At 55.2% G+C, this 13927-nt stretch carries 12 protein-coding genes; 9 read left to right on the forward strand and 3 right to left on the reverse strand.

Features of this window, described 5'->3' with window-relative positions; translation table 11 throughout:
* Positions 1–125: 125 nt before the first annotated feature.
* The 9 genes from EL216_RS06940 (at position 126) to dinG (ending at position 10357) form a co-directional block, all read left to right on the forward strand.
* Entirely contained in the window at positions 126–356 is a 231-nt protein-coding gene (locus tag EL216_RS06940) for an exodeoxyribonuclease VII small subunit (protein ID WP_085389971.1), read from the forward strand.
* A complete protein-coding gene (locus tag EL216_RS06945; protein WP_085389970.1) occupies positions 340–1236 on the forward strand; it encodes a polyprenyl synthetase family protein in 897 nt (298 codons plus the stop codon). Before EL216_RS06940 ends, EL216_RS06945 begins: the two co-directional genes overlap by 17 nt.
* Positions 1237–1328: 92 nt before the next feature.
* A complete protein-coding gene (locus EL216_RS06950) occupies positions 1329–3191 on the forward strand; it encodes a ribonuclease catalytic domain-containing protein (protein WP_085389969.1) in 1863 nt (620 codons plus the stop codon).
* Positions 3192–3372: 181 nt separating this feature from the next.
* A complete protein-coding gene (gene murA, locus EL216_RS06955) occupies positions 3373–4623 on the forward strand; it encodes a UDP-N-acetylglucosamine 1-carboxyvinyltransferase (RefSeq protein WP_085389968.1) in 1251 nt (416 codons plus the stop codon).
* A gap of 114 nt (positions 4624–4737) precedes the next feature.
* Positions 4738–5388 carry a uridine kinase gene (udk, locus tag EL216_RS06960; RefSeq protein WP_085390139.1) on the forward strand — a complete coding sequence of 217 codons (651 nt, stop codon included), beginning with the start codon at positions 4738–4740 and terminating at the stop codon, positions 5386–5388.
* Between the two features lie 141 nt (positions 5389–5529).
* On the forward strand, positions 5530–6258 hold the full coding sequence (truC, locus tag EL216_RS06965) for a tRNA pseudouridine(65) synthase TruC (protein ID WP_085389967.1): 729 nt from the start codon (positions 5530–5532) through the stop codon (positions 6256–6258).
* A 184-nt stretch (positions 6259–6442) separates the two neighbouring features.
* Positions 6443–7330: a DegV family protein gene (locus EL216_RS06970; RefSeq protein WP_085389966.1), complete on the forward strand. Its 888-nt coding sequence runs from the start codon at positions 6443–6445 to the stop codon at positions 7328–7330.
* 232 nt (positions 7331–7562) lie between these two features.
* Positions 7563–8042: a hypothetical protein gene (locus EL216_RS06975; RefSeq protein ID WP_085389965.1), complete on the forward strand. Its 480-nt coding sequence runs from the start codon at positions 7563–7565 to the stop codon at positions 8040–8042.
* 185 nt (positions 8043–8227) lie between these two features.
* Positions 8228–10357: an ATP-dependent DNA helicase DinG gene (dinG, locus tag EL216_RS06980; protein ID WP_085389964.1), complete on the forward strand. Its 2130-nt coding sequence runs from the start codon at positions 8228–8230 to the stop codon at positions 10355–10357.
* 87 nt (positions 10358–10444) lie between these two features.
* On the opposite strand, the gene prfB is transcribed toward dinG, so the two are convergent.
* The 3 genes from prfB to EL216_RS06995 form a co-directional block, all read right to left on the reverse strand.
* Positions 10445–11549 (reverse strand): peptide chain release factor 2 gene (gene prfB / locus EL216_RS06985; RefSeq protein WP_126300882.1). Its coding sequence is split into 2 segments (ribosomal slippage): positions 10445–11467 and positions 11469–11549, totalling 1104 coding nucleotides; the frame shifts between segments, so codons are not numbered across the junction.
* A gap of 113 nt (positions 11550–11662) precedes the next feature.
* Positions 11663–12394, reverse strand: coding sequence for an LOG family protein (locus EL216_RS06990; protein WP_085389963.1), 732 nt, complete (start codon positions 12392–12394; stop codon positions 11663–11665).
* A 122-nt stretch (positions 12395–12516) separates the two neighbouring features.
* On the reverse strand, positions 12517–13692 hold the full coding sequence (locus tag EL216_RS06995; RefSeq protein WP_085389962.1) for a phosphoglycerate kinase: 1176 nt from the start codon (positions 13690–13692) through the stop codon (positions 12517–12519).
* Between the last annotated feature and the right edge of the window lie 235 nt (positions 13693–13927).

The raw sequence follows: 13927 nt of genomic DNA on the forward strand, positions 1-13927 counted from the left end.
GTTTCTAATCCCTTTTCCCTTGCTTTAGCGCATTCCAATCCACGGCATTTGCATCGCTATGCTAACAGCCCGAACCGCCCCAAAAATGCTACAATAACGCCTTTTCCATCCAACCCTACCGCCTTATGAAAAAATCTGCCGCGCCCAAATCGTTTGAAGACGCGCTCAAACGTCTGGAAACCCTCACCCAAGCCATGCAGAGCAGCGAAATGCCGCTGGAAGACGCGCTTGCCGCCTATCAGGAAGGCAACGAACTGGTGAAATACTGCCAAGCCAAACTCGCCGAAGTCGAGCAGAAGCTGCAAGTATTGGATGCGGGCGAACTGAAGGAGCTGAACCTTGAGCAAAGCGAATGATTTGAAAGCATGGCAGCAAAAAGCACAGGCGCAAACCGAGCTGGTGCTCGAGCGTATGATGCCGTCTGAAAACATGGTGCACCACACCCTGCACCAAGCCATGCGCTACGTTACCCTCGGTGGCGGCAAACGCCTGCGCCCATTGTTGGTGCTGGCTGCTTCCGAATTGGGCAGTGCCGATGTCGAAGCAGTAGGGCAGGCGATGGCGGCGGTGGAGTTGATACACGTTTATTCGCTGGTACATGACGACATGCCCGCAATGGACAACGACAGCCTGCGCCGCGGCAAACCTACCTGCCACATACAATATGACGAAGCCACCGCCTTGCTTACCGGAGACGCTCTGCAAACCTTGGCTTTCGACGTATTAAGCCGCCCCACGGCCTTGCCGCCCGCACGCCAACTCAGAATGGTCGGCATGCTGGCGCAAGCATCCGGCAGCCTCGGCATGGCGGGCGGGCAGGCGATTGATCTGGCCAACGTCGGCAAACCGATGACGCAAGCCGCGCTGGAACACATGCACAGCCTCAAAACCGGCGCACTCATCCGCGCCGCCGTGATGCTCGGCGCATTGTGCTGCCCCGATTTGAACGATAGCGACATCGAACGTCTGGACGATTACGCCCGCAAACTCGGCCTCGCCTTCCAAGTGATCGACGACGTGCTCGACTGCGAAGCCGACACCGCCACGCTCGGCAAAACCGCCGGCAAAGATGCCGACAACGACAAACCCACTTATGTAAAACTGATGGGGCTAACTGAAGCCCGCACCTATGCCGAAACATTGGTCGGTGAAGCCGTTGCCATACTGGAACCGTTTGATGCCAACGCCGCCCACTTGCGGCTATTGGCCGAATTCGTTACCGCCCGGAAAAACTGAAGCGGTTCCGATACCCCATACAGACATTAAGGCCGTCTGAAAAATCGTTTCAGACGGCCTTTACCCAACCCCACAGCACACCAGATTGATTTATGAACATATTTTACGAAGAATCCGGCCAATTCAAAGTGGCTACCGTCGTTCAGAAAAACGATGCCAACTATCAGGCCGACACCCAGCACGGAAAACGCACCAAAGTTAAAGCCGCCAACGTATTTGTCGAATTCGACACCCCGCTCGACGACTTCCTGAACAAAGCCCAAGCCGAAGCTGCCGACATCGACACCGATTTGCTGTGGGAAGTGTGCGGCGAAGAAGAGTTCACCGCCGAAGCCATCGCCGAAGAATATTTCGGCCACGCGCCCACCAAAACCGAGCTGGCCGCCACCCTGATCGCCCTCTACGCCGCGCCGATGTACTTCTACAAAAAGGCCAAAGGCGTATTCAAAGCCGCGCCCGAAGAAACCCTCAAGCAGGCGCTGGCCGCCATCGAGCGCAAAAAGCAGCAGGAAGAGCAAATCGAAAGCTGGGCCGAAGCATTGAAACAAGGGCAGATGCCGTCTGAAATCGCCGCCGACTTAAAAACCATCCTGCACGCACCCGACAAACAGGCACTCACCTACAAAGCCTTCACCAAAGCCGCCGACGCCCTCAAACTCGCACCGCTCGCGCTCGCCATGCAAACCGGCGGCGTAGCTTCGATTCCGCAATACCTCTACGACGGCTTTGAAATCAAGCACTTCCCCAAAGGCATCGGCTTTCCCGATACCGCCATCCCCGCTTTGGCCGACCTGCCCAAAGCCGACGTGCAGGCGTTTTCCATCGACGACGACAGCACCACCGAAGTCGACGATGCCATCAGCCTCACCGATCTGGGCAACGGCAGCAAACGCGTCGGCATCCACATCGCCGCCCCGTCGCTGGCCGTCGCGCCAGGCAGCGCCATCGAGCAAATCATCATGGAACGCCTGAGCACCGCCTATTTCCCCGGCGGCAAAATCACCATGCTGCCCGACAACTGGATTGCTTCTTTCAGCCTCGATGCCGGTGCATACCGCCCCGCCGTGAGCATTTATTTCGACGTGGATGCCGATTTCAACATCAGCGCACCGGAACATAAAATCGAAGCCGTGTATATCGCCGAAAACCTGCGTATTCAAGCCATTGAGCCGCATTTCAACGCCGAAACCGGTTTGGATGCCGAAGGGCAGGCCATGTTCAACCACCACCGCGATTTAATCTGGCTGCACCGATTTGCCGTCGCCCGCCAAAAAGCCCGCGGCAAATACGAGCCGGAGCGCGCCGTTCAATACGATTACAGCATCGAATTGAACGCAGACGGCAGCGTAGGCGTGGCCCGCCGCGAGCGCGGTTCGCCCATCGACACTTTGGTGAGCGAAATGATGATCCTCGCCAACAGCACATGGGCCGAAATGCTCGATGCCAACCACCTGCCCGGTCTCTTCCGCGTGCAGCCCGGCAACAGCAAAGTGCGCATGAGCACCAAATCCGAACCGCACAGCGGCATGGGCGTGCAGCATTACGGTTGGTTTACGTCGCCGCTGCGCCGCGCCGCCGACTACATCAACCAAAAACAGCTTATCAGCCTGATTTCAGACGGCCTGCCGCTGTTTGAGCACAACGATGCCGACCTGTTTGCCGCCTTGCGCGATTTCGATTCGGCCTATACCGCCTATGCCGATTTCCAGCGGCAGATGGAAAGCTATTGGAGCTTGGTGTATGTGCAGCAGGAAAACATCAAAGAGCTGAAAGCCACGCTGTTGAAAGAAGACTTGGTGCGTATCGACGGCCTGCCGCTGGTGACCCGCGCCACCGGCATTCCGTTCGACGCGCTGCCCAAATCGCAGATGCTGCTGTCGGTAACGGAAGTGGACGCAGACAAACAGTTTATCGCGCTGAACTACCTGAAAGCCGTCGTACCCACCGTTGCATAGTTGGAAGAGGCCGTCTGAAAATACAATTTCAGACGGCCTGATACCGTTTATCCGGGCAAGTCTGCCGAACCGTTTAAAATCTTTTATAATTTTTGATTTACCGCTTTATAAAGAAGCTATCGACACACCCGCACAGGCCGTCTGAAAAAACCTGTGCCGTCCAACTACCGAAAGAACGACTGTGGATAAACTCAAAATCTCCGCCAACGGCCCGTTAAACGGCGAAATCACCGTATCCGGTGCTAAAAATGCCGCCCTGCCGCTGATGTGCGCAGGCTTGCTTACCGCAGGTACTTTGCGCCTGAAAAACGTACCCATGCTGCGCGACGTGAAAACCACCCAAAAACTGCTGCAAGGCATGGGAGCGCGCGTGCTGACCGACAATGTGCACGAATTTGAAATCAACGGCGGCACGGTCAACAACACCGTTGCCCCGTATGAATTGGTGAAAACCATGCGTGCTTCGATTCTGGTGCTCGGCCCCACGCTGGCACGCTTCGGCGAAGCCCAAGTGAGTTTGCCCGGCGGCTGCGCCATCGGTTCGCGCCCCGTCGACCAACACTTGAAAGGCTTGGAAGCGATGGGCGCGGAAATCACCATCGAACACGGCTACGTGAAAGCCAAAGGCCGTCTGAAAGGCGCGCGCGTGGTAATGGATGTGGTTACCGTGGGCGGCACCGAAAACCTGCTGATGGCCGCCACTTTGGCCGAAGGCACCACCATTTTGGAAAATTGCGCCATCGAGCCCGAAGTGGTGGATTTGGCCGAATGCTTGGTCAAAATGGGCGCGAAAATCAGTGGTATCGGCACGCCGACCATGACCGTCGAAGGCGTGAAAGAATTGCACGGCTGCGAGCACAGCGTCGTGCCCGACCGCATTGAAGCAGGCACTTTCCTGTGCGCCGTCGCCATGACCGGCGGCAAAGTGGTGTTGCGCAACGCTGCACCGAAAACCATGGAAGTGGTGCTGGATAAACTGGTGGAAGCCGGTGCCGTTATCGAAGCAGGCGACGACTGGATTTCCATCGACATGCAGCAACGCCCCAAAGCCGTGGATATCCGCACCATGCCGCACCCGGGTTTCCCCACCGACATGCAGGCGCAGTTTATGGTGATGAACGCCATCGCCGAAGGCAACGGCAAAGTGGTGGAAACCATTTTTGAAAACCGCTTCATGCACGTGCCTGAATTGAACCGCATGGGCGCGAACATTACCGCCGAAGGCAATACCGCGATTGTGAAAGGCGTGGAAAGATTGTCCGGCGCCACCGTGATGGCCACCGACCTGCGCGCTTCCGCCAGCTTGGTGATGGCGGGCTTGGTGGCCGACGGCGAAACCATCGTCGAACGCATCTACCACCTCGACCGCGGTTACGAGCATATCGAAACCAAACTCGGCAAAGTGGGCGCGAAAATCGAGCGTATTTCGTAAAACCGCCGTTGCAAGCAACCATCAGGCCGTCTGAATATGATTTCAGACGGCCTCAATCATTCGGCTATAATGCCGTTATCCGGTTTATACAAACCATTACTGCAACCGAGCGTTATGTTTAAAAAACCCATCATCATCGGCGTGGCCGGCGGTTCCGGTTCGGGCAAAACCACCGTTGCACGCGCATTGTTCGAGCAATTCAGCGGCTATCCGATTACCATTATCGAACAAGATTACTACTACAACGATCAGGCCACCATGCCTTTTGAAGAAAGGCTGCGCCAGAATTACGACCACCCCGGCGCATTCGACAACGCCTTGCTTTACCGGCACCTGCAACTGCTGCTGCAACGCGAAACGGTGGAACTGCCGCAATACGACTACAAAAGCTACACCCGCGCACCGCACACCAAACGGCAAGAGCCCGTCGACGTGATCATCGTCGAAGGCGTGCTGGCCCTGCATGATGAAAAAGTGCGCAGCCTGATGGACATCAAACTGTTTGTCGATACCGCCGCCGACCTGCGCTTTATCCGCCGCCTGTTACGCGATCAGGCCGAAAGAGGGCGTTCGGTGGAATCGGTTGTCAACCAATATATCGGGCAGGTGCGGCCGATGCACAACCAATTCGTCGAGCCTACCAAACGTCACGCCGACATGATTATCCCAAGCGAACAACCGAATAACGTCGCCATAGACATTCTGGTCGCCAAAATCCGCTCGATTCTGGCACAGGAAAACGAAACCTCCGACACGTCAAGCTGATACAGGCCGCCGTCCGCCAAACGGCACAGCCGTTACCGAACCGAAACCGTATTCCGACAGCAACAGGCCGTCTGAAAGCCTCCTTTTGTTTTCAGACGGCCTCCATACATACCGCGGCCGCATCATAAAACACACCTTACCATGCTCGAAATCATCTACCGCAACGCCTACTGCATCGCCGTCAACAAACCCGCCGGCATGCTGGTACACCGAAGCTGGCTCGACAGCCGCGAAACACAGTTTGTCATGCAGACCCTGCGCGACCAGATAGGCCGCCATGTGTATCCCGTCCACCGCCTCGACCGCCCGACATCCGGCGTGCTGCTGTTCGCACTCGACAGCAAAAGCGCACACGGCCTCACACAGCAATTTGCCGCCCAAACCGTGCAGAAAACTTATTGGGCGGTGGTGCGCGGTTATCTGAACGGAGCAGGGCGCATCGACTATCCGCTCAAAGAAGAAGCCGATAAAATCGCCGACCTGTTTGCCGACCCCGACAAACCCGCACAACCCGCCGTTACCGATTACCGCTGCCTCGCCCAAACCGAGCAGCCGTTCCAATCCGCCGCCCGTTATCCGACTTCCCGCTATTCATGGGTGGAGCTGACACCGCATACCGGCCGCAAACACCAGCTCCGCCGCCACATGAAACACATTTTCCACCCGATTGTGGGCGACACCACCCACGGCGATACCGCCCAAAACCGTGCCGTTGCCGCAAACACCGGCACCACGCGGCTGATGCTGCATGCACGTTCGCTAACGTTCCGATGCCTTGAAAGCAGTAACACCGTGCGGCTGGTTGCCGGTGCAGACGAACAGTGGCAGAAGCTCGCGAAAGCATTCGGTTGGCCGCACGATGCCGTCTGACAAGGGTTTCAGACGGCCGCATCAAGCATTTTTACAATCCGGTTTGTTCAGATGGCTTTGAATTCAAATGGTTATGCCAAATCAGTTTCAATCACTGACTTTAATGCCATAGACAAAATTAAAAATACCGCTTATCATCATTTTAAACCGATTATTTGATGTTCTGCCCTGAAGGATTGTTAAAATGTCGCATTCATATTCTTTTTACCGTTGCGCAGTTTTAGCCACATCCACAAGTGCCTTGGACAATGTGGTCGACCGCGACAGCCCTATCCATATCTTGCGCCCCACCGTCCATCTGGACGGGCGCGAATATGCCGACTGGCTTGATTTGAAACCGGAAGAATTTCACGAATGGCTGCTTTCCCATCCCGCCGAAGAAGCATCCACTTCGCCACCGTCGCCGGAATCATTGCGCAACACATTCAACTATCTGAAAACGCAAGGCTATCACGAAGCAATCGTTACTACCGTGAGCGGCAAGGTAAGCCAAACCGCCGCGATTATCCAAGAAATTGCCGAAGAGATGGTTCACGATCTGAAAATCTATGTTGTCGACACCGGCATGATCTGCATGCCCGAAGGTTTTTTCGCTTTTGAAGCCGTGCGCCTGCTCAAAGAGGGCAAAACGCCGGAAGAAGTGGTGGAATACCTCGAAAAGCTCAAACCGCGCTGCCAAGTGCTGTTCGGCTTGCATTCTTTAAAACAACTCACCCGCACCGGCACGTTGGAGCGGCTGGGAGCATCTTTCAACGATTGGCTGGGGTTGAAAAACATATTGCGTTTCTCGCAAAGCGGCGTTTCGCGCGTTACCACAGTGCCGGACAGCGAAGATATGATCGATTCCCTCATCGAAACCGTTGCCGACACCATTAAAGACATCAACCCCGCCGATTTGGTGATATGCGGCAGCTATTGCGGCAACCACGAAATGTATCAACGGTTTACCCAAAAACTCCATCAGAAAACCGGCCTGCATTTGGAATGCGGCAAACCGGTTTCCCCCGCAGTAGGCGTGCATATAGGCGAAAACGCCATCGGCGTGGGTATTGTGGAACGTTTGCCGGCATAAGCGTTTTCAATCTATGCCGGAACCAAAAGGCCGTCTTAAAACAAAATTTTTCCAACGGCCACACGGCAAGTTTGCCGAAAATAATATTTAACATTGCATGGGTAAAACCCTATCCGTTTCAAACACTCCGCCGTTCGAGCGGTTTTTCAGACGGCATCAACCGAACCTGCACCGAACAACCGGTATAAAGCAAGTTGTTGCAGATACCATCCGACACTTTAAGGGAGACAATATGAAAAAACATACTATCTTTCTGGCCGCAGCATTAGCCGCCGCTTCCGCCTCCGCAACCGAAATCCACATTGCACACAGTATTCCGTATCAGGACGAAAGCCGCATCGACCGCCGCATCACTTCGGAATGCACCAAAATCGGCGAATTTATGTCCGAATCGGTAGCTAAAAATGCCGCAAAACAAGGCATTACCGTTGTACGCGCGGCTGAAGATTTAAGCGGCCAACACACCTATGCCAAGATCGAAATCGATTCGGCCGTAAGTGCCGGCAGTGCCTATATCGGCCACTCGAAAAGCATTTCCATCTACGCGGAACTGATTGAAAACGGCGAAGTAGTTCGCAAAACAAGCCTGACGCGCCACTCGGGAGGCGGTTTTATGGGCGGCTTCAAAGGCTCATGCGCCGTGTTGAACCGTACCGCCAATGTGTTGGGTAAAGACATCGCCAAATGGCTGGGTGGGCAAGAATCCCGATAAACCGACCCGCAATCAAACCCCGGGCTGTCTGAAAAAGTTGGTTTTCAGACGGCCTTTCCGCATCAATGTAACCGGCCGTTGAAGAAAATGGCCGCAGCACGGTTTTCAAACATAATGATTCGGCTCGCCCGCCGCAATCGGTTAAAATACTCCTTTCCCTTGCCAGCTATGTTCAGACGGCCTCAATGCTCACCGATTTAGAAAAAAACGCCATCCGCGACCATTACCAAAACATCGGTAAAAACCTGCCCAACTTCCGCCCGCGCGCCGCGCAGCGGGAGATGATTGCAGCCATTGCCAACGCCTTTTCGCGCACGCAAACCCGCGCCGAAGGCGAAGAAGCGCCCAAACGCGAAGGCGAGAGCATTGTGGTGGTGGAAGGGCCGACCGGCGTGGGCAAAAGTTTGGCTTATCTTTTGGCCGGCGGCATCATGGCGCAAACGCGTGGCAAGCGGCTGATTGTGAGCAGCGCCACCGTTGCCCTGCAAGAGCAGTTGGTTGACCGCGATTTGCCGTTTTTGGTGGAACAAAGCGGCTTGGAATTAACCTTCGCGCTTGCCAAAGGGCGCGGACGCTACCTCTGCCCCTACAAACTCTACCAGCTCACCCAAAGCAACGCCCAGCAAAACCTGCTCGGCTTCGAAGCCCCCGCCGTACTGTGGGACAGCAAACCCAAGCCCGAAGAATTGAAGCTGCTGCGCGACATCGCCGACGAATTTTCCGCCCGCCGCTTCAACGGCGACCGCGACACTTGGCCGGAAAAAATCGACGACACCGTTTGGATGAAGGTAAACAACGACAACTACGGCTGCCTCAAAGCCGCCTGCCCCAACCGCCCCGAGTGCCCGTTTTACCTTGCCCGCGACACGCTGGAAACCGTTGATGTCGTCGTGGCCAACCACGATTTGCTGATGGTCGATATCAGCATGGGCGGCGGCGTGATTCTGCCCGCTCCCGAAAACAGCTTCTACTGCATCGACGAAGCGCACCACCTGCCCAAAAAAGCCCTGAGCCAGTTTGCCGCCGAGCATTCGTGGAACCAAGCGGTGTGGGCGTTGGAAAAACTGCCCGCCGTTATCGCCAAAATCGCCGCGTTAACCGACAAAACCGAGCTGGCGAACCTTGCCGACGAAGCCGTCGCCGCGCTGCTCGAAAGCCTGCACGAATGGCAGTTCCACTTATCCGAAGAGCCTGAATTGAGGCCGTCTGAAAGCAACGAATCGGTGTGGCTGTGGCAAGACGGCAAAATCCCCGAAGCGTTGGAATTGGCCGTGTCCAACACCGCCATCACCGCCCGCAGCCTCTACAAACACATCAACAGCCTCAACGACGCTTTGGCCGCCGCCCGCCGCGACAAAGACCAAAACAGCGCGCAAATCGACCGCCTGAGCACCGAATTCGGCGTATTCCGCGCCCGCATCGAACAAATCACCGCCACATGGGATTTGCTTTCCACCGTGCCCGCCGAAGGCGAAGAGCCGCTGGCCAAATGGATAACCCGCCGCCTCGACGACAAAAACGACTACTTTTTCCACGCCAGCCCCATCAGCAGCGCATCGTATCTGGCCAACAACCTGTGGCGGCGCGCCGCCGGTGCTGTGCTCACCTCCGCTACCCTGCAATCTCTCGGCAGCTTCAACCTGATTCTGCGCCAAACCGGCCTGCAATGGCTGCCCGAAACCACCACGCTCGCCCTGCAAAGCCCGTTTGATTTCGACGCCCAAGGCGAATTGTATATTCCGCCCGTACACGCCAGCCCCAAAGACCCCGCCGCACACACCGCCGCCATCGTCGAATGGCTGCCCAAGCTGATTTCGCCCGCCGAAGCCATCGGCACGCTGGTGCTGTTTTCCTCGCGTAAACAAATGCAGGATGTCGCCCTGCGCCTGCCCGAAGACTACCTGCCGCTTTTGCTCGTGCAAGGCGAATTGCCCAAAGCCGTGCTGCTGCAAAAACACTACCAAGCCATTTCAGACGGCCGCGCCAGCATCATTTTCGGTTTGGACAGCTTCGCCGAAGGACTCGACCTGCCCGGCGAAGCCTGTGTGCAGGTCATCATCGCCAAACTGCCGTTCTCCATGCCCGACAACCCCATCGAAAAAACCCAAAACCGCTGGATCGAGCAGCGCGGCGGCAATCCGTTTATCGAAATCACCGTGCCCGAAGCCAGCATCAAACTGGTGCAGGCCGTCGGGCGGCTGATCCGCACCGAGCAGGACTACGGCCGCGTAACCATACTCGACAACCGCGTCAAAACCCAAAACTACGGCCGCCAAATGCTCGCCTGCCTGCCGCCGTTTAAGCGGATAGGGTAGGGCGGCCGTATTACAACAGCCCAGACAAGCATACTAAGAGGCCGTCTGAAAACAAAGTTTTCAGACGGCCTCAAGCTTACTGCCGGTTTAAACGCCCTGTTTCAGGCTGGCTTCGATAAAGCCGTCCAAATCGCCGTCCATCACGGCTTTGATGTTGCCGACTTCGTAAGAAGTACGCAAATCTTTGATGCGTGATTGGTCGAACACATACGAGCGGATTTGATGCCCCCAGCCTACGTCGGATTTGCTGTCTTCGAGCGATTGTTTTTCTTCGTTGCGCTTGCGCATTTCCAATTCAAACAGCTTGGCTTTGAGCATGTTCATCGCTTCGTCGCGGTTGCGGTGCTGAGAACGGTCGTTTTGGCATTGCACCACGATGCCAGTGGGGTTGTGGGTAATCCGCACGGCCGAATCGGTTTTGTTGATGTGCTGGCCGCCCGCACCGGAAGCGCGATAAGTGTCGATACGCAGATCGGCAGGGTTGATTTCCACTTCAAAGCTGTCGTCCACTTCGGGGTAAACGAATACCGAGCAGAATGAAGTGTGGCGTTTGTTGTTGGAATCGAACGGCGAGTAACGAACCAAACGGTGGATGCCGGTTTCGGTGCGTAAAAGGCCGTAGGCGTATTCGCCTTCGAGCTTGATGGTGGCGCGGTTGATGCCGGCGATGTCGCCTTCGTCTTCTTCCAACACGTCCACTTTGAAGCCTTTACGCTCGGCATAGCGCAGATACATGCGGTAGAGCATGCCCGCCCAATCTTCCGCTTCGGTGCCTCCCGCACCGGCAGTAATATCGATAAAGCAGTTGTTTACGTCGGCCGGCTGGTTAAACATGCGTTTGAACTCCAGCTCGCCCATTTGTTTTTCGAGGTTGGCAATGTCTTCCCGCACGGCGGCAAAGCCGTCTTCGTCGTTTTCTTCCACCACCATTTCCAACAGCTCGCGGTTGTCGGCAATGCCGGCCGCGATGTTGTCGAGCGTGAGCACGATGCCTTCGAGCACTTTGCGCTCTTTGCCGATTTCTTGGGCTTTTTTAGGGTCGTTCCACAAATCGGGGTCTTCGGAAAGGCCGACTACTTCTTCCAAACGGTCTTTTTTGCCGTCGTAGTCAAAGATACCCCCGAATGTCGGTGCTGCGTTCGGCAAGGTCGGCCAGCGCAGCATTCAATTGGTTGACTACTTCTGCTTCTATCATGGTTTTCTCTCTTTTAAATCTGAAGGTTAGAAATATTTTGTTTGTAGGTATTCTACTGGATTTCAATTCCGGCCGCCATGTGCGGCAGCAGCCGTTTTCAGACAGCCTGCCTACAAACCCAATTCCCAAGTATTGTCTTGCGGTTCGCACAAGCCGTCGGCGCGTTTTTCATAGTGGGCGAAAATGTGTTCGATGATTTCGTCTTCATCATCAATCACTTTCATTAAATCCAAATCCTCTTCGGAAATCATGCTGTTGCCGTGCAGTTGTTGGTGTATCCAGTCGAGCAGCCCCTGCCAGAATGCTTTGCCTACCAAAATAATCGGGCGGCTGGGCGTTTTGCCGGTTTGCACCAGCGTGAGACTTTCAAACAGTTCGTCGAGCGTGCCGTAACCGCCGGGCATCACCACATAGGCAACGGCGTGCTTCACAAACATCACTTTACGCGGGAAAAAATGCTGGAATTTAATCGAAAGGTTTTGATAAGGGTTTGCCGTCTGCTCATGCGGCAACACGATATTCAAGCCTACGGCGGGGCTTCTGCCGGCAAACGCACCTTTGTTGGCCGCTTCCATAATGCCCGGCCCGCCGCCCGAAATTACCGCAAAACCGGCATCAGAAAGTTTGCGCGACAGGCGTTCGGTAAACTGGTAATCAGGACTGTCAACCGGTGTACGCGCACTGCCGTAAATACTCACGGCAGGCTGGATGGCACGTAACTCTTCCCCTGCCTCGACGAACTCGGAAATAATCTTCAGCACATGATACGATTCTTTAGCCTGAACTTCGCGGCGGATATTTTCAGGCAGAATCGGCACGGGCAGCTTGCGGTATAAATTCATAAACAGAAGGTATTTTTGGTTTTAAATCCGATATTTTAACCGAATATGGCGAATATCCAAACCAAGCCGTGCATGTCGTTAAAAAGGCCGTCTGAAATCTTTTTTATGTTGATTCAGCATTTTTAAGCGCGTTTTCCCAAAACCGCCACGGCAGGCAGCTCTTTGCCTTCCAAAAACTCAAGGAACGCACCGCCACCGGTGGAAATGTAGCTGATTTGGTCGGTAATGCCGAACTTGGCAATCGCCGCCAAAGTGTCGCCGCCGCCGGCAATCGAGAAGGCGCTGCTGTCGGCAATTGCTTTGGCTAGCACTTCTGTGCCGCCGGCAAATTGGTCGAACTCAAACACGCCCACGGGGCCGTTCCACACCACCGTGCCGGCTTTTTTCAAGGCTTCGGCCAAGGCTGCGGCTGATTGCGGGCCGATGTCGAGAATCATGTCGTCTTCGGCCACATCGTCGATATTTTTTACCGTTGCCTCGGCATCGGCGGCAAACGCTTTGGCCACTACCACGTCGGTCGGCAGTGGAACCACGCCGCCTTTGGCCGCCATTTTTTCCATGATTTTTTTCGATTCTTCCACCAAATCATGCTCGGCCAGCGATTTGCCGATGGGTTTGCCCGCAGCCATCAGGAAGGTGTTGGCGATGCCGCCGCCGACGATCAATTGGTCAACTTTGTCGGCCAAGCTCTCGAGAATGGTGAGTTTGGTCGATACTTTGCTGCCGGCCACAATCGCAGCCAGCGGGCGGGCGGGCTCTTTGAGGGCTTTGCCCAAAGCGTCTAATTCGCCGGCCATCAACACACCGGCACAGGCCACGGGCGCGGCTTGAGCTACGGCTTCGGTAGAGGCTTGGGCGCGGTGGGCGGTGCCGAATGCGTCGTTTACAAACACGTCGCACAACGCGGCATAAGCTTTGCCCAATTCCAAATCGTTTTTCTTTTCGCCTTTGTTGATGCGCACGTTTTGCAGCATGGCGATTTCACCGGCTTTGAGCGCAGGTTTGTTTTCGCGCCAATCGTTCAACACTTTCACTTCTTTGCCCAACAGTTTGCCCAAGTGGGCGGCAACCGGCGCTACGTCGTCTTCGGGGTGGAACTCGCCTTCGATGGGGCGGCCCAAGTGCGACATCACAATCACCGCCGCTCCGTTGTCCAAGCAATATTGAATCGACGCGAGCGATGCGCGGATACGGGTGTCGTCGCTGATGGCACCGTCTTTAAACGGTACGTTCATATCGGCACGGATCAATACGGTTTTGCCTTGTACGTTTTGTTCGGTCAATTTCAAAAATGCCATGTTCGGTTTCCTTGTCTGAAGTAAATGAAAGCAATCGGCCGCATTATGCGGGAAGCGGAAAAAGCGGTAAAGGCGCGCAGCCCCAACTGTTGATTTGTGTCATGATTACAATGGATTACGCAGAAATGCCGAAATGTTGTCCGCGTCATCACCGGTCCGCTAGGCATTTCATTATAAACCTTTACAAAAAACAGTATAATGTAAGTGCTACCGTTGCAACCGAAACCTAAAAGGA

The sequence above is a fragment of the Neisseria animaloris genome (genome assembly GCF_900637855.1).
GTDB lineage: Bacteria > Pseudomonadota > Gammaproteobacteria > Burkholderiales > Neisseriaceae > Neisseria > Neisseria animaloris.

What these genes read in the sequence shown, in the direction of transcription:
- EL216_RS06940 (WP_085389971.1), top strand. Translation starts at nt 126, where the DNA reads ATGAAAAAATCTGCCGCGCCCAAATCGTTTGAAGACGCGCTCAAACGT.
- EL216_RS06950 (WP_085389969.1), top strand. Translation starts at nt 1,329, where the DNA reads ATGAACATATTTTACGAAGAATCCGGCCAATTCAAAGTGGCTACCGTC.
- udk (WP_085390139.1), top strand. Translation starts at nt 4,738, where the DNA reads ATGTTTAAAAAACCCATCATCATCGGCGTGGCCGGCGGTTCCGGTTCG.
- truC (WP_085389967.1), top strand. Translation starts at nt 5,530, where the DNA reads ATGCTCGAAATCATCTACCGCAACGCCTACTGCATCGCCGTCAACAAA.
- EL216_RS06970 (WP_085389966.1), top strand. Translation starts at nt 6,443, where the DNA reads ATGTCGCATTCATATTCTTTTTACCGTTGCGCAGTTTTAGCCACATCC.
- EL216_RS06975 (WP_085389965.1), top strand. Translation starts at nt 7,563, where the DNA reads ATGAAAAAACATACTATCTTTCTGGCCGCAGCATTAGCCGCCGCTTCC.
- dinG (WP_085389964.1), top strand. Translation starts at nt 8,228, where the DNA reads ATGCTCACCGATTTAGAAAAAAACGCCATCCGCGACCATTACCAAAAC.
- EL216_RS06990 (WP_085389963.1), bottom strand. Translation starts at nt 12,394, where the DNA reads ATGAATTTATACCGCAAGCTGCCCGTGCCGATTCTGCCTGAAAATATC.
- EL216_RS06995 (WP_085389962.1), bottom strand. Translation starts at nt 13,692, where the DNA reads ATGGCATTTTTGAAATTGACCGAACAAAACGTACAAGGCAAAACCGTA.